Genomic DNA, 25161 nt, shown 5'->3' with positions numbered 1-25161 from the left:
TCCCTGTTGGGTCGCTCGCTAGGGCTCACTGTTGGGTCAATTATAATAAAAAACTATCCTCCCATGCAACCCTAACAAAAACATGTTGTCTTTAAAGTGTCTCGGTTATCTTAGTATGACATTGACATAGAAAACCCAAACTTTAGTGAAGAATACTTCTGTACAAACTGACTTAGTCAGGCTGTGTATAAGAGGAGACAGACGGTCGCAGCAACAACTTTACCAGCTTTACTCCAAGGCGATGTTTAATATCTGCCTTAGAATGATGGGTAATAGGATGGATGCTGAAGATGTCCTGCAAGTTTCATTCATCGACATTTTTAAGAATCTTAAGAAATATCGAGGTGAAGCAAGTGTAGGATCCTGGATAAAGCGAATAGTGATCAACAATTGTTTGAATCAAATCAGAAAGAACAAGATCATATTCGAAGATATTCCTGACAGTGCTTCCGAAATCACAGTGGAAAACGATGAAAAGGTGCAATATGATATTGCAGCTGTACACAAGGCTATCCAGCAATTGCCTGATGGATATAGGACGATCTTAAACCTATATCTGTTAGAAGGATACAGCCACGATGAAATAAGTGAAATACTAGATATCAGTACTTCCACTTCGAAATCTCAGTTTAGCCGGGCAAAGGCTAAACTGCGGGAATTAATTAAATCACGTGATCATTTAAAAATGGAATTATGAGCGATCGACTTGAAGATTTCATAAGAAATCACAGATCAGAATTGGACATCGATGAGCCTTCTGTCAACGTTTGGAACGAAATAGAAGGTCATATTCCAAGTTCTAAAAGACGAATGCTGTGGAGTGGGTTGAGTGTAGCCGCATCTGTTTTAGTCCTTATCGTCGCAGCCTATTTCCTGGGCATATCTAAGGGACAACAAACCATCAGTCAAGATATGTTCGCATCGGAAACTGAGTTTAAAGAATTTCAGGAGGCCAGTGACTATTACATGACGACCATTGATCATAAGATGGATCAAGTCCAACAGTTGGGAATCGATGAAGATGTTGCAAATGACTTAAAACAGCTAGATGAAGTCTATGAAGAATTGAAAGAAGAAATGTTGACCAGTGAATATGAGAACAAAGAAATATTAATCAATCTGATGATCAATAATTACAAAACGAAAATAGATATCCTGGAAAGGATTATCAGTAAAAAAAATAGCAATGAATCTAAAATTACAATTGATGAGACCATTAGCATATAGTGTAATTCTACTTCTATTAGGAGCCATCAACCTCCAAGCCAATGCACCCTTAGTAGCTCTTGATAAAGTGATCGAGAAAGAATTCAACATTAGCAACGATGGCACCTTGAATGTAGAAAATAGGTATGGAAATATTACAGTCACAGAAGGGAATTCTGGTAAAATCAAAATCAAAATTACCATTGATGTAAAAACCAGCTCTGAATCAAAGGCTGAAGAGATTTTTGATCGAATAGATATTGACTTTTCGAACACATCAAACTATGTTTCAGCAGTCACCGATATTGAAGAAGAAAAGGGTTGGAGTAGCTGGTTTTCATGGGGTAGTGATACCGACTTCAAGATCCATTACGAAATCTCAATGCCTGCTTCAGTGCATCTAAAGCTAACACATAGGTATGGTGATGTTTATTTGCCGGACTTGAATAATGGACTGGACATGGTCATGAAGTATGGTAATGTAGTAATGAATTCTGTGGAAGGAACTATCAATCTGGATTTGGGTTACAGCAAATTAGACTTTGGGGATCTGGGCGAAGTCATTGCAGATGTAAAGTATAGCAGGCTGAATGGAAGTTCAACGCAAGAATTCAAAATCAATTCAAAGTACTCGCAATATAAAATCGGAGATGTAGCTAAGCTCAGAAATGACTCTAAATACGACAATTATGATATCGACCAGGTCGGTGAAGTCAGAAACTCGGGAAAATACGATACCTGGTTGATTGGTAAAGCGAAGTACTTCAAAGCCGACACAAAGTATAGTCCCATTGAAATAGAAAGCTTAGAGGGAGATTTAAAAATCAGTCAAAAATATGGCTCTGTGATCATTGATAAGGTAGCTTGTGAAAAGGGAGACATCAATCTGGACGTGGAATATACCGATGTGGAATTAGGGTTAGGGAATTGTGGAGTAGACATGGATTTTGAAGGTGAGTATGTGGGATTGAAACTGCCAGGAGATATGAGAGATCAGGTCAATAAAAACAGTGAAGATGCATGGTTAAGAGGTAAGTTTGGAAACGGAGAAAAGAAAGTCAGTGTGCGGATGGAGCATGGAAGTCTGAAGATATGGTAAAATAGTAGTTGAAAATAAGATGGCTGATATATCACACTATATCAGCCATTTGTTATTAGGATAACACTATTAAAAAGTCCTGTAAGGAGCATCTAGATATTTATTGGCTTTTTCTTCAGCAAACTGTGCTTTTTCAGCATCCCAATGCAAAGTTTCACCAGGAAATCTATTGGCAATTACACCCAAAAGTATGGTTTCCGTTAATCTTGCTGCATATGAGAATGGTGCTGTCGTCTCACCTTGACCCAAACAAGCATCAACAAATTGGTGATAATGCTTTGGACCTTCAGAAGCATAGTTTCTGACCACACCACCCAGGGCCTCCTCATCTACCATTGACATGTCTAATTCTACATACTTTCCATCTACAATATGTCTCGGTAGTTGCATGAAATGTGGCAGTAATAGTCTTCCTTTTTCACCTATAAACATAGCACCCTGATCAGGAAGTTCATCTCCATTAGGCAATGCCAAATCAGGATGATCATCCGGCGCACCGGGACCATCATACCATACCCATTTGAAATTATCTGTAGTATGAGCAGTGGCAGGAAACTCGTAAGTAACTGTATTCTTCGAAGGATGACTAAATCCATTCGGCGCTCTGCACTCATTCTTTATCGTTTTCGGTACATCCAGTTCCAATGCATTATATGGAGTGTCAAAGATATGTACCCCCATATCGCCTAGTGTACCACATCCATAGTCTAAAAGTTTTCTCCAGTTACCTGGATGATAGACGTCATCTTTATAAGGTCTTTCAGCCGAAGTCCCCAGCCATAAATTCCAATCCAAATCTGATGGTATAGGATCCTTTCCTTCAGGAACCGGACCATCATAACCCCAATTCTTAGGAGACCAGGCACGCACGGTGCTAACCTTGCCTATAATTCCAGCCTGAATCAACATCGTGGCCAACTTATAATCATAAAATGAATGCACTTGAATACCCATTTGAGTCACCAAGCCTTTTTCCTTGGCTAGCTTATTCATAGCCCTTGCTTCTGAAACATGATGTGTCAGTGGCTTTTGGCAATATACAGGTTTACCTATTTGCATCGCAGCCATCGACGCTGGTGCATGCGTATGATCAGGGGTAGATACAATGACAGCGTCTATTTGATCGCCCATCTCCTCTAGCATGACACGGTAGTCTTTATAAATTTTAGCTTTTGGATGTAATTTCTGTGCCGCTTTGAGGTTCTTTGAATCGACATCCACTAAAGCGGTGACCACTACTGAATCATGTGATGATATGTCTCTCAGATCTTCCGCCCCCATGTTGCCGACGCCTATATGTGCGGTTCTGAGTACATGTCCTCTTCTCCACTTCAATAATGCAGATGGTAAAATGGTAGCTCCCGCGGTGTAAAGTGCTGATCTTTTTAAAAATTCTCTTTTATTCATAACTAAACTTATTTCCTTAATACAGAACCACCAATATACTGTAAGCAAGTCACTTTTTATATCTTGCAAGCTTTAAATCAAGACAAATGAAAATAAAATTCTGTGGAGCCGCCAGAAACGTGACGGGAAGTGCCCATCTCTTGACCCTTGACAATGGTTACAGAATTCTGATGGATTGCGGTCTTTATCAGGGAAAGGGAAGGAATGTCTGGGATTTAAACAACTCCTGGGAGTTCGATCCAGCTTCAGTAGATGCAATGATTCTTTCTCATGCCCATATCGATCATTGCGGGAGAATTCCTCAACTTGTGAAAGCAGGATTTGAAGGGGATATCATTTGCACTCATGCCACAAGATCACTATGTGGAATCATGTTACTTGACAGTGCTAAAATTCAGGAAAGAGATGTAGAGTGGCACAACAAAAAGATGTTGAAGAAAAATAAAGGGAGTAAGGAATTAAGGGTGCCTCTTTATACCAGTGAAGATGTCCAACCTGCTATGAATAGATTTCTGGGGTGTTCTTATGATCGTTGGGTCCATGTGACTGATGGTGTAGATGTGTTTTTTGCAGATGCCGGCCATATTTTAGGGAGCGCGAGCGTGGTATTGAGAGTCCGTGAAAATGGTGAGGAAAGAATGTTTGGATTTTCTGGAGATATCGGAAGGCCGGATCGACCCATTCTTCGGGACCCGCGCTGGATGAAGGAAGTGGATTATCTGATATGTGAATCTACCTACGGTGATAAAGAACATGAAGATAAACCTGCTCAGTCCAATAAGTTTCTTGAGATCATTAAAAAGACCTGTATTGAAGATAAAGGTAAGTTGATCATTCCGGCATTCAGTGTTGGCAGAACCCAGGAAATTGTATACATGCTGGATCAGATGAATACGAAAGGAATTCTTCCGAAGCTGCCTGTTTACGTGGATAGCCCGCTTGCAGTGAACGCGACGATTGTTTTTGGTTCGCACCCTGAATGTTTTGATAATCAGGTACACGAATACATGTTGATCGACGACAATCCGTTTGGATTTAATGACTTGACGTATGTGAAAGATGTGAAAACTTCCAAATGGCTCAATGAATCTCAGGAACCTTGTATCATCATCAGTTCCTCAGGAATGATGAATGCGGGCAGAGTAAAGCACCACCTATTTCATGGCATTGAGAATCCGAAAAATACTTTTTTGATTGTAGGATATTGTTCTCCGGATACGCCCGGAGGAATGTTGAAAGACGGAGTAGATCAGTTAAAGCTCTACGGTGAGTGGAAGCAAGTGATTGCAAACATTGAAGTCATGGAATCATTTTCTGCACATGCAGACAGGAAGGAGATGCTTCATTTTATTCACAATCAAAAGGACAGTGTCCAAACCATTTTCCTGGTGCATGGTGAAATTGAAAGACAGAGGGCATTCGAACAATACCTCGGCGAAAATGGCTTTCCAAGTGTAGAAATTCCGGAACTGGGGCAGGAGTATAAACTTTATGCCTAATAAATGGAGCAGATGTGGATTTAGGTCAATGGTTTTCCGGAGAAACTGAAGTATTGTTCCAGAACATAAAACATTCACACAGATCGAAAGAAGTCTTTAATGCGTTATAATTCGGATGAAAAGCTTTAAAATCATAATCTTAAGTATTGTTGTCATGTGGAGCTGTTCTCTGCCCAGTGTTAAAGATTTTGAACTGCATGGAGAATATGCCATTCCATTGATAAACGCCAATATTTCCCTGGAGACGCTCTTTGGTGAAACTGATAATTTAGAAATTTTATCCGATGCTGAAGGTCATTTGACTCTGAAATACAAAGCTTCTTTATTGTCTGAAAACATTAATAATCTCCTACCATCTATACAGACTATTGGAGAAGTACCCATTGAAGATACGGTCAGTTTCTTTCCATTATCCGTGTTGAATAGATTCGTCATAACCAATGCTGTTTTGAGTGGAGATGAAATGCGGTTTCGGTACACGCATACTGAGGAAGAGGACGTCGAGATCGTTATGCGAATTCCCGAACTTGCTAAAGATGGGGTACCTTTTGAGTTTAGCCATACCTTAAAAGCCAGGACATCTACACCATTTACAGAGTTTACACCTTCTATAGATCTGGATGGGTATGTCTATAATTCTGATCAAAACAAACTTTCATTCAATTACGATGCAAGGAATCCGGAGGGTGAACGGATTAAACTGGATTTCGTGGCCATGAGTTTCAATCAATTGACATTTAGTTATGGTGAGGGGAATTACGAACGAACCAGGTTTCCACTACAAGGTGATTCTATCGCCTTTTCCGTATATGATGGATGGAAGCAAGGTGGAATTGAATTTGCCGATCCGAAGATCAGTTTTAATATCAAACACACCTATGGATTCCCTATTGCGATAAAGGCCAATGAAGTGGTGGTCCATACGGTGGATAGTAAAATAAAAATGCTGGAAGGCGAAAAGCTGAATGCAGAGTGTGTATTGGACTTTCCATCCATAGAAGAAGTAGGAAAGGTCAGTACTACGCAGATTAATTTCGATCAGTCGAATTCAAATATCAATACACTCTTCAGTGAAAATGTACATTATGTCGATTATGATATTGAAGCCATTATCAATCCTGCTGATGATCCGGATATATTAGGATATGCAACGGATCAAAGCTTTTTCGAAGTTGAAGCGGTTTCAGAATTACCTATGAATTTAAAGATTGATGAATTGGTGCTTCAAGACACCATTGACCTTAAAAACAACATCAATGCCAGTGTCGAAGTGGCAGAATTAAAAGTCATTACCGAAAATTCATTTCCCTTGGAAATGAAACTCTACTTCGTTTTCCTGGATGAAAATAATCATGAGATTGAACGATTGTTAGTAGATGACCCTTTAATAGTTGAACCCAATCAACACAATATTAGATTTATTAACCTGGAAGCAGCCGTATTGGAAAAAGTGCAATTCGCTAAAAGAATGGTTACCGTTTCTGAGTTTGATACCGGGAGCATTAGTCAGGATTTTGTAACACTGCAATCCAGGCAAGGATTAAATATTAGAATCGGTTTAAAGTTCAAGCTATGAAAAAGGTTGCTATTTTGCTATTGATGACCCTGGGACTAAATGCCCAACAGGAATTTGGCACTTATTTTCTGAATAACCTCCACCAAAGTTCTGAATTGAATCCCGCTTTCGACGTCGAACAGCAATTTGTAGTGGGACTGCCTTCATTTTATGGCGTGATGCATCAAAGAGGGATCTCCATCACAAGTGCATTGAATGGTAGATTATTAGACTTGGTAGGTCCTCGTCGCAATCAAGTGATGTTGGGGACCAATGTATCCCTTATCAAATTGAGTTATAAACGCGATCGAATCAGGTATAATTTTGCACACAATTACCGCCATTTTACGGATTTCCAGTTTGGAAACCCGCTTGTAGAATTGGTCGCTGGTGGCAATGCATCTGTGATCGGTGGAAGCGTTATGTTGCAACCCAATATTGGAATGACTACCTATAGTGAAACCGTTCTTGGACTTGCTTATACAGGTAATTTTTCCTTTGGTGCCAATGTTAAATTGCTAAATGGCATCCATAACCTACACACAGAAAGAAGTGCCATTGAATTATCGGTCAATGAGGATATATATCAATTGGAATTAAATGCTGATTTTCTTCTTAACTCATCATTTCCCATTAACCTTCAAAATTTACAATTGCCCTCGATATTGAGTTTCAATTTTGTTCCCAATAACTTTGGATTGGCTTTTGATCTGGGTATAAGTTACCAGAATGGTCCAATTAGGATTTCAGCAAGTGCTTTGGATCTTGGATTTCTCAATTGGGCGGAACAGGTTCACAATTATGAGACCCAGGGTACATTTGTTTACGATGGTGCTGATCTGGAAGATGTCATCGGTGGTAATTTCAATTTTATTGATACAATAGGTGCAATACTAGATTTTACTGATGCAAGAGCAGACTATCGCTATTTTGTACCTGCAAAATTTTATGGTAACGTCAGCTATGCTTTAACATCAAAAGTAAATCTTGGCGGGCTTATTTATGCACATCAAAATTTCGATAGGTTAAATGGTGGTGCGGTCATCAACATACAAAGACATTGGAACAATAGGCATGCCATTGCTTTTCAATATGGTGTAGTGGGTTCTAATCCTTTAAATTTGGGATTAAGTGGATACACTACACTGGGTCCTGTTCAGTTGTATGCAGTTTCCGATCATATATTAGGCACATTTAAGGCCTTTGGAGCAGAAAATCTTAATTTGAGAATAGGGATGAATCTTGTTTTTCAAAAGCGTGAACAGTCGAAATCATCTCAATATGCTGTAAATTAGGTGCTGAAAATCACCCTTTAGGGTGAGTTGAGATAAGCATTTAAACCCTATATTGGATTCAAAATCTTTGAATACAACCCTGCAAAATGAAAAGTGCCAGAATCCTTAAAAAACCATTGACTTCACTGCCCACTATTGAAGCTTCAAAGTCAAGAATGAAGCTCGTCTGTTCTGATAAAATTCACATTATCCCCAAAGCAGAGATCGTTTATCTCAAATCAGATAGTAATTATTGCGAAGTGGTGATGAAGGATGGTTGTAAAATTTTTTGTAGCCAAACACTAAAGTCATTATATGCAAAACTACCCCATTCCGAGTTTTTTCGATGTCACCAATCCTATGTGTTCAATGTTAGATTTTTAGAATCAGTGCAGAGTCGCATGGATGAATTAGTGTTAGAAGGGGGCATTGCTATTCCCATCTCTAGAAGCAATAGAGCTATATTTCGAAGCAAGTTAGAAATTTGGTTTGATTAAGGTCCTGTAGGTCAATAGTTTAAGGGTTAAATCATTCCGCAAACTATAAATTCTGTATTTTCTTGCGTAAAATTATTGGATAGAAAGAATAGAAATAATAAATTTGCGTCGCTTTAGAAGAAAAGCAATGATATAAAATGCTTCCTTAGCTCAGCTGGTTAGAGCATCTGACTGTTAATCAGAGGGTCCAAGGTTCAAGTCCTTGAGGAAGCGCAAGAGTCCTGTTCATCAAGTCGATGTTCAGGACTTTTTTTTAAGATCGATTTAGTGGACTTTATTATTGATCATGGAAACTTTTCTCTTAATTCCACTTCCGTTTTATAGAGCGACCACATCAGAACGATAATGATCATTCCTATCGCCAACAAGGAATCTACTATTTCACCAAAGCTGATGAAAAGCCCTCCTATACTCAATAAACAAAGCATCATGGCCCCAAATATCATGCGTCTGGTCCCCGCAATCTGTGCATAATCCCAGGCTTGTTGTGATCTCATAGCTCTAGGGGTTCTATAACCGTATAGTTTATTGATTTTTTTCGGTGGATTTTTCAAAACATAGATCCCAATCAACCATACACTCACTCCGGTTGTCAATAGAACAATGAAAAGTGGGTTAGAAAAACTTAACATTGACATAAAATAGCCAATTTCTAATTGTATTTCCAGAAATGGGAATGTTTTTTAGACCAATATTCCTTTTTCAAGACCAGAAACCCAAACTTTACCATGTAATGCATATTTTTCAACATTTTTTCAATTATTTTGCCGCCTGAATCAATGCTAGAAATAAATTGGCAATTAGGCTAAAGAAGAATAACTCAGAAAGTTCATCCGACAAGAATGCAATTTTAAGCTATATCGTTAAAGTACTGTGGGTGCTTTCTATCGGTGGTATAGTATTTCTTTTGGGCTTCTTTATTTTTCTTGCAAACGACGACCTCCCCAGTTTCGAAAGTTTGGAAAATCCAAGATACGATCTGGCCTCTATCGTTTACGCATCGGATGGGTCACCAATGGGAAAATATTACATTGAGAATCGAGAAAATGTCCCTTATGACTCATTGTCACCATATATCACTCAGGCCTTATACGCTACCGAGGATATCAGGTTTAGCAAGCACACAGGCATCGATTTTAGGGCACTTGGAAGGGTGGCATTCAAGTCCATTTTACTAGGACAGGATAGTGGTGGGGGAGGTAGTACCATCACTCAACAACTAGCCAAACTGCTTTTTGACAGGCCAGACCTGGGCAGCAAAGGCAGACTTGGAAGAGCTTATTCTTTGTTGAAGATAAAGCTCAAAGAGTGGATCACTGCAGTTCGTATTGAGAAAAGCTATACGAAGGAGGAGATTGTCGCGATGTATCTTAATAAATTTGAATTTATCAATGGCGCTCATGGTATACAGGCAGCGGCTCAAACCTATTTTGGAAAAAACCAGCAAGATTTAAGGCAGGAGGAGGCTGCAGTGCTCGTGGGAATGTTAAAAAACCCTTCCCTTTACAATCCCATCAGATTCCCTGAAAAGGCAAAGCAAAGGAGAAATGTAGTATTGTCCCAAATGGAGAGATACGATAAAATCACGAAGGAGACAGAGGATAGTCTAATGTCCACTGAATTGGACATGACAGGTTTTGAACGTGATGACCACAACGATGGACCGGCTCCTTATTTCAGGGCAGAATTGACCAAATGGTTAAAGGACCTTTTTGAAAGTGAAGATATACTTAAACCAGATGGAACACAGTATAATATTTATACTGATGGACTTAAAATCTTTACTACGATAGACCCGCGGTATCAAGCTCATGCTGAGGAGGCCATGCGTGAGCATATGAAAGAGGTTCAAGAGCGATATTGGAAACGATGGAAAGGAATGAATCCTTATATTTATCAGGCAGATAAGCGCCAACAGCAGCTGAGAAGGGCTTCTTTGCAACGTAGGATTTACGATTCAGATCGATATGCCTCTCTTTATAACCGAAGCATAGGAAAGACAGTCGAAAAGATCAATGATGATTACAAAGGTGTCAACATCACCAGGTATAAACTTCCTTTAATCATTTCGTATGATCGGGCATCTGCGTTAGTCGAAGACAATCTGATCGGATTAAAAGACGAAAAGAATTATAACAGACTAACGAAAAGTAAGGATTGGTCTGCATTGCAAGAGGAGTACAAAGCATTTGAAAAGCTATACGACGATGAGTTTAATACCGAGATCAATATGACGGTATTTGCTTACAATGAGGAGGGAGAAGAAGAAAAAATGATGAGCCCCTACGATTCCGTTGAATATCATTTAAGACACTTACAGACCGGTATTCTGGCGGTCGAGCCTGGAACCGGCTATATCAAGGCATGGGTTGGAGGAACTGGATTTAAATATTTCAAATATGATCACGTCACTACCAGACGACAGGTTGGATCTACTGTGAAGCCTTTTGTATACAGTTCTGCAATCGCCTTTCAGAATATTTCTCCTTGTCAGACATTCGATGATATACAATACACGATTGTCCCAGGTGAAAGTAATTTTGACTTGATAGACGTTTGGACACCTAATAATGCCAATGCTTCTTTCACCGGCAACAAGTACAATTTATATCAGGGATTACTTTATTCTAAAAATTCCATTACTGTAAGGTTGGTAAAAGAGATGGGAACGGTTGAAATTATTCGAAATCTGCTTGAAAATGCAGGTGTGGATATCAGTCAAAAACACCCTAATGGTGAACCTGTAGTTCCTAATTTACCTTCCATCTCATTGGGTGCGTTGGACTTGACGGTCAAAGAAATGGCCGGTGCCTACACTACCTTTGCCAATAATGGAACCTACACAGAGCCCATTTTTATTTCAAGAATAGAAGATAAGAATGGGAAGGTTATTTATCGTCAGATAGGTGAAAAACAGGAAGCCTTGAATCCAGTATATAATGCGGTGATGGTCGATATGTTAAAAAATAATGTGGCAGGAAGGTATGGCCTTGGAATCAAGTCAGAAGTGGGCGGTAAAACAGGGACTACAAATGACTATACCGACGGCTGGTTTATGGGCATTACACCAGATCTGGTGGTTGCAACATGGGTAGGTGGTGATGAAAATTGGGTTCGATTTTTCACATTGGATGCAGGGCAAGGCTATGTCATGGCCAGGCCATTTTTCATAAAGTTCATTCAGAAATTGGAAGCTGACCCTAATTCCGGCTATAACTATGAAAAGCGATTTGAAAAAGTAAGTGGTGCTTATCAGTACATGGATTGTACACGGTTTAAACAAGGAGAGCCTGAAGATGAACAGGAAGCACTTCGAAAAAAGAAAAAATTGCAAAATGAATTTGAGGAAGAGGAGTTTGGCGGCGAAGATTGGTAGCCTATTTCTATTGTGGACATTGATCATAACAAGCTGTGTCCCTCCTACAGAGGAGGTGTACTACGATGTCAATATAGATTATGATGATCCGGAAATACGGAAAATCATTGATCTGCAAGTGAAGCAAGATCAGGATTCTCTATTAAGCTATACAGGAGCTCGCAATCCTGCATATCGTTATGTAGCTGCTAATGCATTTGCTTCCTATCAGACCGAGGCCGCAGTGGATACGCTGATTTCACTCTTAAAAGATCCATTTATTGAAGTCAAGACAGCGGCTGCGTTTGCATTGGGCCAAATTGGAGAAAGTCGAGCCGCGACACCACTTTTGCAAGCTTTCTCACAACAGGATTCGATAGATGTCAATAACTCATTCAATGCCGCAATCTTAGAGGCGATGGGAAAAATAGGTCCGGAAAATTATCTACAACCTATTGCAACAGTCAGTACTTATAGGAAATCAGATACTCTATTACTAAAAGGTCAGGTGAATGCCATTTATCAATATGGACTTAGAGATGTGTTTGCACAGGAAGGTGATCAAACTTTAATCAAGTATCTGACTGGAGATTATCCGATTTCAATCAAAAAAATGGCAGCGCAGTATTTTTATAGGTTTGAGGAGGCGGATCTTTCAGGATCAAAGTTCCAAATATTGAAAATCATGAAGGAGCATCCTGATCCTGACATTCGCATGGCTTTAGCGACGGCCTTGACCAGATTGGGAGATGTTGAACTGCAAACCGAATTATTTAATTTTTATTCCCAGGAGTCTGATTACAGGGTAAAATGCAATATTCTGCGTCAGCTTCACCATTATCCATATATTAACGTGGTAGAAAGGGTCCTGGGTGAACTTAGCGCAGATAATGTGAAAGTTGGGTTATGTGCAGCTGAATATCTATTAAATCACGGTAATGCCTATGATGCGCCAGTATATAGAGGATGGATTAAAAACAACCTCAATCCTTCTGTTCAAATCAAAGTTCATCAGGCAATTTTAAGAAATTCAGGTAACAATTCTGGAAGCAGATATGCTTCGACCGCTTCACTGAAAACCATTATTGAGGATAATACATCTGAATATGTCAAAGCATCAGGTATATCAGCATTATCAGAGGATCCTAGAAATTATGATTACTTGATTGAAAATTATGATTCATCATCATCAGCTATTATCAGGACAAAGACCGTTGAGTCCATCGTTAATATGTTGAAAAATGAGAATTTTTACAGAGTACTTGGAGGAGGCGGTGGTGCCAATGCACGACAGGAAATCGCCAAATTTTTGGAAATGATATTGACAGCCGGTAGAGATGGTGAAGTAGCAGCTGCAACAGAAGCTTTTACCGACGAAGAACTGAAATTTGATGAACAGTATGAAAATGTCAACTTTCTGGATGATGCACTTAATCGTCAGGTCTTACCGGATGAAATGGAAACCTACAATGCGCTCAATAGGGCAATAGCCAGAATTAAAGGGGAGTCAGCGCCTCAGCCTGTGATATCTGATAACATTAAGCCTATAGATTGGGAATTGTTTGCTCAATATTCAACTCAGCCTAAAATCAGAATCAACACTACTAAAGGTGAAATAGAAATACAGTTATACAAGGAAGACGCTCCTCAAAGTGTGATGAATGTCATAGAATTAGCTAAGTCTGGCTTTTACAATAATAAGTTTTTTCATAGAGTTGTTCCTAATTTCGTGGCACAGGCTGGATGCCCGGATGGTGATGGATATGGTTCACTTGATTTCACGATTCGCTCAGAGCTGAACAATGTACATTATAATGATGAAGGATATATCGGATTTGCTAGTGCCGGCCCACATACCGAATCTACTCAGTGGTTCATCACATATTCACCTACGCCTCATCTAAATGGAAAATACACTATATTCGGCAAACTTATCGCAGGCATGGATGTTGTTCATGACATAGAAGTAGGTGATAAGATCAATCGAATTTCTATAAGTAATTAAGAAAGCGTTTAAATGAAAGAAACAGCTTTAACCCAGATACATAAAGATTTGGGCGCCAAAATGGCAGAATTTGCAGGATTTAATATGCCGATCGTTTATTCCAGTATTCAGGATGAGCATTTGGCTGTGCGAAATGATGTAGGTATTTTCGACGTCTCACATATGGGAGAATTCAGAGTCAAAGGTCCGAAGGCGCTGGAACTGTTGCAGAAAGTAACCAGTAATGATGTATCGAAGCTTAAAATAAACCAGGCCCAATATTCATGTCTTCCTAATCACAAAGGAGGAATAGTTGATGACTTGATCGTCTACAAACTAGATGAGGAAGACTACTTTTTGGTCGTAAATGCATCCAATATTGAAAAAGACTGGAATTGGATTCAGTCTAACAATGACATGCAAGCAGAAATGATCAATGAATCAGACCGCATAGGTTTGCTGGCGGTTCAAGGTCCCAATGCAGGTGAAGTATTACAAGGTTTGACAGATATTACACTGGATGACATCCCGTTTTATCATTTCAGAAAGGGAACGATAGCAGGTATCGATGATGCCATTATTTCAGCAACAGGTTACACAGGCTCAGGAGGTTTCGAATTATATGTTCCGGATCATAAACTACCAGAACTCTGGAAAGCCATTGAAGCAAAGCCATGTGGTTTAGGAGCTAGAGATACACTGCGTTTAGAGAAAGCATATTGTTTATATGGAAATGACATTAATGATGAAACTTCACCGCTAGAGGCCGGGCTGGGATGGATCACTAAGTTGAATAAAGAAGTGGATTTCAATTCTAAGCAAATATTCATCGAACAAAAACAGGAAGGAATCACTAAGAAATTGGTTGGTTTCAAAGTAAATGACCGAAGAGTTCCAAGACACGATTATGAGATTTTAAATGAAAAAGAGGAAGTGATTGGGAAGGTCACTTCAGGAACACAATCTCCAAATCTCGGCACACCCATTGGCCTAGGATATGTTGCAATTGACTACAGCAGGCCAGGAACAAATATCTTAATTTCAACAGGGCGGAAGCATTTGAAAGCATCTATTTGTAAAACGCCATTTGTCTAAAAAACAGCTAAATAATATATGAGAGTACATCCATTCAAAGCAATCTATCCAAACAAGTCACTCCTGGCTTCTCCCAATACTTTTTTTGAGACCATGAACGAACAGTTTCCAAAGCATTTTAATGCAGGAATGTTTAAAGAATCGACTAAGGATTCAATGTTTATCTATCAAATAAAGTATTTAGGAAGAAAATATAGAGGAGTTGTAAATAATACTGAAATTCAGGAATTGATCAGTGGTAAAATCTTACTACATGAAGACACCATACCAGACAAAGAACAGGACATGGTGGAATCAACATTAGACCGAAAAGCCATGATCAAACCGGTTCTTTTATTTCATAAAAAGAATAAGAAACTAGCGAAGTTTATATCCAACATTATTGATAAAGAACCTAAATCCTACAGCTTTGAACTAGATGATGGAAGCGTTCATCAACTTTGGAAAATTACAGAAGAAGATCAGTTGGAGACACTGAGAAACATTTTCCTGTTTGGAGTGAGAAAGGCCTATGTGGCAGATGGTCATCACCGGTGTAAAACCCAAAGGAGATTGCATAAGAAAAAACCTATGGTTTTCAAAGACACTGATTTTAGTAAACTTTTGACAGCATACTTCCCTGAAGACCAGGTCGAAATTTATGACCATGTGAAGATGGTGGAAATACTGGATGATATTAAACCAGAAGTATTTATTGCTGAATTAGGCGAATATGCCAGTGTCAGAAGAATTACAAAATTTGCCTACCCTTCTAAAGATCGGGAATTTATCATATTGATGAATGGTGAGATCTACAAAGGCAAGTGGCGAAAGAAGATATTGAAAGAATTTGAAGTCAGTCCTGATGCGCTGGACGCCTACATTATGAATCAAATCGTATTTAGATTGATTTTCAAAATACCAGACCTTCGTAAAGATGATCGCATATCGTATTTCTCCGGAAGAGAAAGCCAGAAAAGCATCATGAGAAGAAGTACAGATAATCCTAATTCTATTTGTATTCTTCAAAAAGCACCGACGATGGATGATGTGAAGAAATTTTCTAATAAAAGAAGAAACTTACCACCTAAAAGCACCTGGTTCGAACCACGAATTAAAAGTGGAATTATAGGTCAGAAGTTGTAAGATGAGGAAACTCACCGCTGACTTTATTTTTGACGCCATTAGTGGTCAATTTTTAAGTAATCACATGCTCATCATGGAAAGCGGCCGTATTTTAGATTTGGTCTATTCTGATAGGAATTCTGATTCTGGTGACACTGAATATTACAAGGGTCTTTTATGTCCCGGATTTATTAATGCGCATTGTCATTTGGAGCTTTCTCATTTAAAAGGTGCCATTTCAAGTGGGACAGGATTGATAAATTTCATCTCCCAGGTTTTACAATTGAGAGATTATCCTCTTGAAGTAATCGAAGAGCATATTAATATTGCTGACCAATTCATGTATGACAGTGGAATTGTGGCTGTAGGGGATATCAGCAATACCGCTGATACAGCAGCCTCCAAAAAGAACTCACCGATTCAATACCATACTTTTGTAGAGTTATTTGATTTGATGAATGCCACAATGACTTCAGCTACGATACAAAAGGCAAAGGAAGTCTTCGATGAGCACTCAGGCCTTAAGTCCTTTGTGCCACATGCGCCATATTCCGTTTCCAAAGCTTTGTTTAATGCTATCAACAGGGAGAATAGTAAAGGAAACACTATAAGTATCCATAACCAAGAAACACCGGCTGAAAATTCCATGTTTATAAATGGTGAGGGGGCATTTTTCGATTTTTACAAACGAATCGGTACCCCTCTGAGTGATTTTCAGCCTATACACAACAGCTCTATTTTTTATGCCATGAAGCATATGGATCCCGATCAGCGTACACTATTTGTACATAACACCATGACTGAGGGGGAAGACATCAGAGCAGCACAGAATTGGTCATCGAATATTTATTGGGTGACTTGCCCGAATGCGAATCTTTATATTGAGAATAGGCTGCCAGATTATCAGGCTTTTTTAGAAGAAAATGCTACAATGGCAATAGGCACGGATAGTCTGAGTTCCAATTGGCAATTATCGATTTGGGAAGAAGTTAAGACCATCAAAAAATATAATAGTTTCATCCCGTTAAAAATTTTATTGCAATGGGCGACAATCAATGGTGCCAAGGCTTTGGGGTTTGAAGAAGAGCTGGGTAGTTTTACACCTGATAAATCTCCGGGTGTGGTTTGGATTGAGAATTTTGACCCCACGTCTGAAATTACATTGGAAAAAAGCCAAAGCAAGCGCTTGAATATTTGACCAATCATCATCTAATTTTACCATCCATCACAATTTTCTTGATTTCGTGGGCTTTCACAGCTATGTTTGTACCATTGTTACATGTAAATGAAATATTATGAAAGATAGAATGTTGACATTATTATTACTAATTATAGCTGTATTGGGCTTAAGAGCTCAGTCGATTGTTGGTGACTGGGAGGGTGATTTGGAAGTTCAAGGTACCACGCTCAAAATCATATTTCACATTACTGAGGAAGATGGTATCTATGTAAGTACTCTAGACTCCCCTAATCAAGGTGCATTTGATATTGAGATGGATGAAACCACTTATGAGGATGGAAAATTGGTCATTAAGAATAAAAAAATGTCCATGGAGACTACGGCCACTTATCTTGCATCTGAGGATAAGATCACTGGAAGTTTTAATCAGGGCCCCATGAAATTGCCCTTGGAATTGACCAGAAAATCTAAAATAGATACCCGCCTTCCAGTAAGTAACCATCCTATAGCAGGTTCATGGCATACCAGCTTGGATGCCATGGGCACACAATTAAGGCTCATTTTCCACATAGCTGAAGAAAAAGGAGACTTTAGTTCTACAATGGACAGTCCGGATCAAGGTGCTTTTGGCATAGAAACAAGTGAAACAAACATCGATGGAAATAAAATTAATATCACTGCTAAGAATATGGGGATTACGTTGGATGGAACCTATGTTCCTGATAGCAATATCATCAATGCAAGGTTTAGACAAGGTCCTTTAAACCAAAAAATTGTATTAAAAAGAGAAGCCATTGACAAGAAAGAGCTGAAAAGGCCTCAAGAACCCAAAGTTTTTGATTACAGAATGGAAGACGTAAAGTTTACCAATCCGGCAGGTGGTCATGAATTGGCAGGGACATTAACTTTGCCTCTAAGCGGAAACTATGACAAAGCGGTGGTTTTGGTTAGTGGCTCTGGTCCGCAAGACAGAAATGAAGAACTTTTGGGTCACAAACCCTTTCTGGTCCTTTCAGATTATCTGACCAGGAATGGTGTCGCTGTCCTAAGATATGATGATAGAGGAGTGGGAGAATCTACCGGTAATTTTGAGAGTGCCACATCTATGGATCTGGCCATGGATGCCAAATTTGCTGTGGAATATTTAAGATCACGAGAGGAAATGAAGGATGTTAAAATCGGAATAATGGGTCACAGTGAAGGTGGCCTGATTGCACCTATAGTGGCAGATAAAACAGCGCTAGACTTCATTGTCATGCTTGCAGGACCTGGAATAGATTCAGATGAATTATTGTTGGAACAAATTACAGCAATCAGCCAGGCAAGTGATGGAGATCCGGAAGAAGTCAATTTTTCAGTAGAGTCATCCAGAGAAGTTTTTGCGTTTATCAAGGAGAATCAGGAATTAAGTGATGAGGATTTGCGATCAGGTATAGAAAAGATACTGCGAGAAAGGTTTCAACTGCTTAGTGAAGAAGATTTAGAGGAAATTGGAGATGTTGATGCAGAAATAGCCAGTCAAGTAAAATCTGTATCTAATCCCTGGTTTAGATATTTTATTTCTTTCGAGCCTGAGGTATATCTTTCTAAATTAAGTATTCCCGTGTTAGCGGTAAACGGATCTCTGGACTTACAAGTTTTATCCAAATCTAATCTCGAAGGGATTATGCAAAATCTGGAGAAAGCAGGTAATAAAAATTTTACAGTAAAAGAATTTGAAGGATTAAATCACCTTTTTCAGGTTTCTAAAGATGGAACTGGATCGCCAAATGAATATGGTGCATTAGAGGAAACGTTCAATGAAGAAGTGATAGCCTTTGTAACCGATTGGATTTTGAAGTTCGACCGCAAATGATCAAGACTGGAGATAGGAATTTCTGGATCGCACAATTGATAGGTTGGGGTATATTCGCATCGATGAATTTCTTTGTTCAGTACCTCAGCCTAAAGAATTCTGGAGAGTTACAAGATAACATCGTATGGGTAATAGTAAATTCTGCCGTAGCATTTTTTGGGGGTTTGATTCTTACAACCATTTACAGGTACTATCTGAAAAGTCAATCAATAAATCTGTTGAATTTCAAGGTTACTTTAAGATATATTGTCATCGGAACCTTGGTGCTGACCATCGCATTTTTGGGCTTAGTAGCCATATTGTTATTATTTGCTCATGATGGTCGAATCATTACTTTGCTGGAATTCTTTGGAAATTTTTTCATTTTCGGAGTATTGATGTTAATATGGAACAGCATCTATTTTATGATTCATTACTTGCACAGTTGGAAAAATGCCGAGTCTGAGAAATGGCAGTTGGTTGCCACAATGAAAGAAGCGCAATTGGGAAATTTAAAGGCTCAGATCAATCCACATTTCATGTTCAATGCAATCAATAATATCAGAGCTTTGATTTCTGAAGATGCTGAAAAAGCCAAACTAATGCTATTGAATTTTTCGGACATGTTTCGATATGCGCTTATTCACAACAATCAATCACTGGTGACCTTGCGTAATGAAATTGAGATTGTCAAAAAGTATTTAGAACTTTTAAGCATACAGTTCGAAGAAAAGTTGAGCTACGCTATTCATGTAGATCAGGATTTACTGGATGAAAAAGTACCCCCAATGATGCTCCAGCTGTTGGTCGAAAATGCTGTAAAACACGGAATTTCAGAATTGCCTGGTGGAGGGACTGTTAAGGTCAATGTTTCAGTTAAGGACGATCAAATTATTCTTAGGGTGTCCAACAGTGGAAGCCTTAATTCAAGCTCAGATCTTCAACAGAAACTTGGAGTTGGTCTCCGAAATATAAGTGAACGCCTGCGTTTGTTATATGGAACAAAGGGGAAATTACATCTTGGTGAAGGTGAAGGTATGGTCACTGCTGAAGTATCATACCCTAAAATGGTATTAGTATGAAGGCTGTGATCGTAGAGGATTCCAGGTTGGCCAGAAAAGAGTTAATGGCCATGATACGAGAAGTCAATATTTTTAGTGATCTCATAGAAGTGGCGGATGGTGCTGAAGCTGTCAATGTCATTCAGAAGGTGCAGCCAGACGTGATCTTTCTGGATATTCATCTGCCTGGAATGAATGGTTTTGAAGTGTTAGAGGCGCTTGATTTTGTTCCGCCTGTCATATTCACTACCGCATTTGATGAGTATGCAATCAAGTCCTTTGAATACAATGCCGTTGATTATCTGATGAAACCGATTCGCAAAGAAAGACTTGAAAAGGCGATTTCAAAGTTAAATCACTCACCCACGGAACAGGACAGGGTAGAAAAAATCAGTGTGGATCAACAGATATTTGTAAGGGATGGTGAGAAATGCTGGTTTGTTAAGGTTTCTGATATTCGTTTGTTTGAGTCTGTGGGAAATTACACCAGAATCTATTTCGATGATGAGAAACCCTTGGTGTTGAAGTCATTGAGTTATTTGGAGGGTATTTTGGATGATCAACGATTTTTCAGGGCAAACAGGCAGCAGATAATGAATGTCCATTTTGTCGATAAGATATCGACTGGGTTCAATGGGAAGTTAAAGATCATTTTGGTCACTGGAGAGGAAGTGATGGTATCCCGACGACAAAGTGCAGAATTTAAGACATTGTTCAGCCTATGATCTTAACTTTAGACCTTGGATTTCAGTCCGCGACTTCCCACTCTCTTCACAGCCTATCTGGGACTGACAAATTCCATTTGCCTTTAGACTTGTAATTCCATTTGCAAGCTTTGCTAACCTTCAGTTTTTTATCAAATGTCTTACCTCGAACTGACCTACAATGCAAATCAATAGGAAAATGCATTGACCTAAGCCACCTCAGTTGAAGGTGAACAACAGATATTTATTTCGTAACATTGACATAAAATATTTATTCAGTAAATTTCAAAAATGGCAAGTCAATTTAAAATAGTACACCATGTGTTTTTTTGGTTAAAAAACAAAGATTCTGAACAAGACAAGCAAGAGTTGATCAAAGGAATCAGAACATTGGAAACCATAGATGAAGTGAAAAACATACACATTGGAGTGCCTGCAGACACTGCCCAAAGAGGTGTGGTGGACGGTAGTTTTTCTGTCACCGAAATGTTGATCTTTGAGAATGAAAAGGACGAAGCGATCTATCAGGAACATCCCATTCATCAAAAGTTTGTAAAAAACTGCGAACATTTGTGGGAAAAAGTATTGGTCTATGATAGTCGGCAGATCTAAACACCAAAAGCGGTACTTGATGCATCTATGCAGTCATGAAAGTTTACAGTTTATTATTTAGTATGATGCTATGTACCTATGCATCGCAATCGCAGTCAATTGTAGGTCTTTGGGAAATAAAGAAAGTAAATGTCGAAGATCAGGTTATGACCCCAAAAGGAAAATGGATAAAAATAGAGCAAGATTTAGTCTATCATTCAGGCAATGGATGGACTAAAAATACGGAAGGTATAATAGATATTGAACCTGATTCTTCCATACTAAAACCAATATCGTCAAAAGGTGTTGCCGACCCATTCGGTCACTTTAATTACGAAGTGCAAGACTCCACAATGTTTTGGACCAGAGAAGAAGAGGGGGCTGTCGTAGAAGTATATTTAGAGAAAATTGAGAGACTTCCAATCATTGATACAGACAAAATCCTGGGTGCCTGGCAATTGACCGACGTTCAACAGGAGATTGTTCTATTCTTTAGACCAGATGGAAGATATTTGGAATTTAAAGATAAAGCGAGATCAAGTGGATATTATTATGTTCATCCTCATCGGTCAATCGTTACCCTTATCTCAGACGATCGTCTTGAAAACGAACAGCGATTTCAACTTACATTCGACGCAGAAAATCTAAAACTTAAGCCGATTGGAGAAGAAAGTACTAGAACATTGGTCTTTAAACCAACCCGTGCATTGCCTGAATAGTCAAACTCCTCCTTTTACCAGGTTGTTTTATTCAATAGGTTTAACTTGGCCCCGTAGGTCTTGCTGATATTTTCCTGAGTAAACATTTGTGCGGTAGGTCCTTCAGCTATTAGCCTCTGATTGATCAATATAACATGATCAAAGTATTCTTCTACTGTTGAAAGGTCATGGTGTACGACCAGCATTGTCTTGCCAGTTCCAGCCAATCGTTTCAGTGTTTTGATGATCTTTTCTTCAGTCGTCATATCTACTCCAACAAAAGGTTCATCCAAAAGAAAAATTTCAGCTTCTTGTGCCATAGCCCTGGCTAAGAAGACCCTTTGTTGTTGTCCCCCGGATAATTCTCCAATCTGGCGATTTTTAAGGTCTAGAATGTCCAGTTCGCTCATGGCCTCATCAGCAATGTGTTGATCTTCTTTGTTCAGCCATTGGAACACCTTCTTGTGTGGATAACGACCCATTAAGACAATATCATTGACCAAGGCAGGAAAATTCCAATCCACATCATCCTTTTGCGGAACATAGGCAATTCTTTTTCTGACCTCCTCAATATCCTCACCCAGCACCATGATGACACCTGCACTTATATCTATTAGTTGAAGAATTGATTTAAATAGGGTAGACTTTCCGGCACCATTAGGACCAACGACCCCATAAATCGCACCCTTTTTGATTTCCAGAAAGATATTAGAAAGTACTCTTTTTCTTTCGTAAGAAACACTCAAACCCTTAATACTGATTGGATTCATTTAGCCTTTGTTTAATTTTCTTATTACAAAAAATACGATAGCAAATAGACCCAGGGCCAGGAATAAATAAGATAGATAGCCTATAGATCCGCTATCCTTCAACTTTTCACTATCTACTTCCTCATTTGTAGTCAGTCCTTTGACGATGGTATCTGTATTGTATTTGAGCATTTTCAGATAGGTATCCGCCTGACCACCTTTTTCACCTAACGAATCTGCGAATAGCTCACCGCCGATGACGATCTTATTGTCTTTAGCGATTTGCCGAAGGATTTTAGGATTAATTGTACTTTCCATGAAAATGGCCGGCACTTCACTCTCGCGAATGACTTTATGCACACGGATGATATCAGAGGATTGCACTTCAGCCTCCGTAGAAATGCCGACGATAGCTTCCAACTGCAGACCATACCTTCTTCCATAATAAGCAAACGCGTCGTGGGATGTAATCAGTATTCTTTTGCTTTCGGGAATTTCTTTGATTTTATCCAGAATGTATTGATCTAATTCTGTCAATTTCCGGGAATAGGCAGCGTGATTTTTTTCGAAAGTTTCTTTATTTTCTGGATCAAGTTTGATCAATGCTTCCAATATATTGTCAATGTACTTCTGCACCAGATTGACATCCATCCAAGCGTGTGGATCATACGAATTCTTATACTTCTCACTCGTGATGGGTTGAATACCATCACTGATGACCTTGGTTTCTGCTCTGGTTCCGGAATTAGCGATTAATTTTGAAATCCAACCTTCGAAGGTCAATCCGTTTATGATAATCAAATCCGCTTTTTCTACCATCACTACATCACTAGGAGTGGGTTTGTAAAGATGTGGATCCTGGCCTCGAGGCACGATGTATTTGACATCGAACAGATCTCCGGCAATGTTTTGTGCCATATCTGCCATCATCGAGGCACTGGCAACAATCGTTTTCTTCTGTCCGTAAAGATTTGTGAGAATGAGTGTCAGAAGTAGAATAAAAGAATATTCGATTAATTTTTTCATGCGCTCTTCTTTACATAAATCTGTTTAGTGACTTTCTCCGTCAAGGTGACCTTTTCTCCGTCAATTTCAACGATCATCGATTTGTCGTAATCATTCTTTTCTCTAATGTATAATTCAGACCCCAATTGAATGTTTTTAGAATTCAAATACCTCAGAAAATCATTGTCATGTTCTTTGACGCCAATGACTTTCGCTTTATCATTTTTCCTCAATAATGATAATAGGACCTGAACCCGAAGCGTAAATTTACCATCGGCATTTGGAATGGGATCTCCATGTGGGTCAAATTTGGGAAAGCCTAGAAATTCATCTAATCTGTTGACCAATTCTTCGGACTTAATATGCTCCATTTGTTCGGCAATATCGTGCACTTTATCCCAGGTGAAATCTAACTTTTTCACGAGAAAGCTTTCCCAAAGTCGATGCTTCCGGATCAAATTGGTCGCAATTTTTGACCCTTTAGTGCTAAGTGAGACTCCTTTATACTTTTGATAATTGATCAGACCTTTTTCTGAAAGCCTTTTAAGCATATCGGTGACTGAGGCCGCGGAAGTATCCATTTCCTTGGCTATTGCATTAGTGCCGGCCGGTTTCTTGTCTTTTTCTGCAATCTTATATATGGCTTTAAGGTAATTTTCTTCTGTATGGGAAGTCATAATAGAATGATTTGATGCAAATATAAAATTAATATTTAGATTAGTCTAAAAAATAATTTAAAGAAGTTGAAAGATTGGTGTTTAACTTTTCCCTTTCAGAGCTTGAGTCAGGCTTTTATAGCGTAGGCTGCTCTTCAAGGGATGAGGAGATGAGATTCAGTATTCAGTTTTCAGCATTTCCCTTTCAGAGCTTCAGCTGAGCAATGCAGCGCAGGATGCTCTTAAAGGGATGAGTGGATGAGGTGCTGTATTCAGTAGTCAGTAGTCAGTATTCAGTAGTCAATATTCAGTAGTCAGTGTTAGAGTTCACAGTGAGCATTTCCCTTTCAGCTTGAGCCAGGCTTCGAAGCGCAAGCTGCTCTTAAAGGGATGAGTGGATGAACTGCTGTATTCGTTATTCATTGTTTAACCTGCCTTTTTTTAATGCAAAATTGACATAAAACATATCACTTCAACTGACCTTCACAATTCACAAAGCTGCAATACCTGATATACAGCAATTTACTGATAGGAATATTGGGAAAAACCCAAATTAAATGTACTTTTGCAGCCGCTTGAAAGAGCGCAAACAATTCGAATTCATTAAA

The 25161-nt window shown here is 39.0% G+C and carries 22 protein-coding genes and 1 tRNA gene; 18 read left to right on the top strand and 5 right to left on the bottom strand.

What is annotated here, in order from left to right; translation table 11 throughout:
- Window positions 1-145: 145 nt before the first annotated feature.
- From L2567_RS09545 to L2567_RS09535, 3 genes are read left to right on the top strand one after another with little or no spacing between them, the layout of a single operon-like run.
- Window positions 146-697, top strand: a complete 552-nt coding sequence (locus tag L2567_RS09545; protein ID WP_235297531.1) for an RNA polymerase sigma factor — start codon at window positions 146-148, stop codon at window positions 695-697.
- A complete protein-coding gene (locus tag L2567_RS09540; protein WP_235297530.1) occupies window positions 694-1227 on the top strand; it encodes a hypothetical protein in 534 nt (177 codons plus the stop codon). The genes L2567_RS09545 and L2567_RS09540 overlap by 4 nt, the downstream gene beginning before the upstream one ends.
- Window positions 1208-2305, top strand: coding sequence for a hypothetical protein (locus tag L2567_RS09535; protein ID WP_235297529.1), 1098 nt, complete (start codon window positions 1208-1210; stop codon window positions 2303-2305). The genes L2567_RS09540 and L2567_RS09535 overlap by 20 nt, the downstream gene beginning before the upstream one ends.
- A 69-nt stretch (window positions 2306-2374) precedes the next feature.
- Here L2567_RS09535 and L2567_RS09530 read toward each other — a convergent pair whose 3' ends face one another.
- Window positions 2375-3712 (bottom strand): Gfo/Idh/MocA family protein, encoded by a 1338-nt coding sequence (locus L2567_RS09530; protein ID WP_235297528.1) that lies wholly within the window; start codon window positions 3710-3712, stop codon window positions 2375-2377.
- Window positions 3713-3798: 86 nt separating this feature from the next.
- Here L2567_RS09530 and L2567_RS09525 point away from each other — a divergent pair, with 86 nt between their 5' ends.
- The 5 genes from L2567_RS09525 to L2567_RS09505 all read left to right on the top strand — a co-directional run bounded on the left by L2567_RS09525 (window position 3799) and on the right by L2567_RS09505 (window position 8750).
- Window positions 3799-5211, top strand: coding sequence for an MBL fold metallo-hydrolase RNA specificity domain-containing protein (locus L2567_RS09525; RefSeq protein WP_235297527.1), 1413 nt, complete (start codon window positions 3799-3801; stop codon window positions 5209-5211).
- Window positions 5212-5326: 115 nt separating this feature from the next.
- Window positions 5327-6787 carry a hypothetical protein gene (locus L2567_RS09520; RefSeq protein WP_235297526.1) on the top strand — a complete coding sequence of 487 codons (1461 nt, stop codon included), beginning with the start codon at window positions 5327-5329 and terminating at the stop codon, window positions 6785-6787.
- Complete coding sequence (locus tag L2567_RS09515) at window positions 6784-8061, top strand: DUF5723 family protein (RefSeq protein WP_235297525.1); 1278 nt, start codon at window positions 6784-6786, stop codon at window positions 8059-8061. The genes L2567_RS09520 and L2567_RS09515 overlap by 4 nt, the downstream gene beginning before the upstream one ends.
- An 86-nt stretch (window positions 8062-8147) precedes the next feature.
- Window positions 8148-8537 carry a LytR/AlgR family response regulator transcription factor gene (locus tag L2567_RS09510; protein ID WP_235297524.1) on the top strand — a complete coding sequence of 130 codons (390 nt, stop codon included), beginning with the start codon at window positions 8148-8150 and terminating at the stop codon, window positions 8535-8537.
- Window positions 8538-8676: 139 nt separating this feature from the next.
- Window positions 8677-8750 (top strand) — tRNA-Asn (locus L2567_RS09505).
- A 71-nt stretch (window positions 8751-8821) separates the two neighbouring features.
- Here L2567_RS09505 and L2567_RS09500 read toward each other — a convergent pair.
- Complete coding sequence (locus L2567_RS09500) at window positions 8822-9175, bottom strand: SdpI family protein (protein ID WP_235297523.1); 354 nt, start codon at window positions 9173-9175, stop codon at window positions 8822-8824.
- Window positions 9176-9330: 155 nt separating this feature from the next.
- Between L2567_RS09500 and L2567_RS09495 the strand changes: the two genes are divergently transcribed.
- From L2567_RS09495 to L2567_RS09450, 10 genes are all read left to right on the top strand, one after another.
- On the top strand, window positions 9331-11913 hold the full coding sequence (locus tag L2567_RS09495; RefSeq protein ID WP_235297522.1) for a transglycosylase domain-containing protein: 2583 nt from the start codon (window positions 9331-9333) through the stop codon (window positions 11911-11913).
- Window positions 11873-13897, top strand: coding sequence for a peptidylprolyl isomerase (locus tag L2567_RS09490; protein WP_235297521.1), 2025 nt, complete (start codon window positions 11873-11875; stop codon window positions 13895-13897). Before L2567_RS09495 ends, L2567_RS09490 begins: the two co-directional genes overlap by 41 nt.
- A 12-nt stretch (window positions 13898-13909) precedes the next feature.
- Window positions 13910-14971 (top strand): glycine cleavage system aminomethyltransferase GcvT, encoded by a 1062-nt coding sequence (gene gcvT, locus L2567_RS09485; protein WP_235297520.1) that lies wholly within the window; start codon window positions 13910-13912, stop codon window positions 14969-14971.
- A gap of 18 nt (window positions 14972-14989) precedes the next feature.
- Complete coding sequence (locus L2567_RS09480) at window positions 14990-16096, top strand: DUF1015 family protein (protein WP_235297519.1); 1107 nt, start codon at window positions 14990-14992, stop codon at window positions 16094-16096.
- Window position 16097: 1 nt separating this feature from the next.
- The gene (locus tag L2567_RS09475) at window positions 16098-17273 is read left to right on the top strand and encodes an amidohydrolase family protein (protein WP_235297518.1); all 1176 of its coding nucleotides are present in this window, start codon (window positions 16098-16100) and stop codon (window positions 17271-17273) included.
- 97 nt (window positions 17274-17370) lie between these two features.
- Entirely contained in the window at window positions 17371-19110 is a 1740-nt protein-coding gene (locus L2567_RS09470) for an alpha/beta hydrolase family protein (RefSeq protein ID WP_235297517.1), read from the top strand.
- A complete protein-coding gene (locus L2567_RS09465) occupies window positions 19107-20171 on the top strand; it encodes a sensor histidine kinase (RefSeq protein ID WP_235297516.1) in 1065 nt (354 codons plus the stop codon). The genes L2567_RS09470 and L2567_RS09465 overlap by 4 nt, the downstream gene beginning before the upstream one ends.
- Entirely contained in the window at window positions 20168-20875 is a 708-nt protein-coding gene (locus L2567_RS09460; protein ID WP_235297515.1) for a LytR/AlgR family response regulator transcription factor, read from the top strand. The genes L2567_RS09465 and L2567_RS09460 overlap by 4 nt, the downstream gene beginning before the upstream one ends.
- A 270-nt stretch (window positions 20876-21145) precedes the next feature.
- Window positions 21146-21466, top strand: coding sequence for a Dabb family protein (locus L2567_RS09455; protein ID WP_235297514.1), 321 nt, complete (start codon window positions 21146-21148; stop codon window positions 21464-21466).
- A gap of 35 nt (window positions 21467-21501) precedes the next feature.
- A complete protein-coding gene (locus L2567_RS09450; protein WP_235297513.1) occupies window positions 21502-22164 on the top strand; it encodes a hypothetical protein in 663 nt (220 codons plus the stop codon).
- A gap of 14 nt (window positions 22165-22178) precedes the next feature.
- On the opposite strand, the gene L2567_RS09445 is transcribed toward L2567_RS09450, so the two are convergent.
- From L2567_RS09445 to L2567_RS09435, 3 genes are read right to left on the bottom strand one after another with little or no spacing between them, the layout of a single operon-like run.
- Window positions 22179-22913, bottom strand: coding sequence for a metal ABC transporter ATP-binding protein (locus tag L2567_RS09445; RefSeq protein WP_235297512.1), 735 nt, complete (start codon window positions 22911-22913; stop codon window positions 22179-22181).
- A complete protein-coding gene (locus L2567_RS09440; RefSeq protein WP_235297511.1) occupies window positions 22914-23918 on the bottom strand; it encodes a metal ABC transporter solute-binding protein, Zn/Mn family in 1005 nt (334 codons plus the stop codon). It abuts the gene before it with no gap.
- Window positions 23915-24574 (bottom strand): metal-dependent transcriptional regulator, encoded by a 660-nt coding sequence (locus L2567_RS09435; protein ID WP_235297510.1) that lies wholly within the window; start codon window positions 24572-24574, stop codon window positions 23915-23917. Before L2567_RS09435 ends, L2567_RS09440 begins: the two co-directional genes overlap by 4 nt.
- Window positions 24575-25161 lie beyond the last annotated feature (587 nt).

Source organism: Portibacter marinus, assembly GCF_021533195.1.
Classification (GTDB): domain Bacteria; phylum Bacteroidota; class Bacteroidia; order Chitinophagales; family Saprospiraceae; genus Portibacter; species Portibacter marinus.
This window is presented reverse-complemented; position numbering and strand designations above follow the sequence as displayed.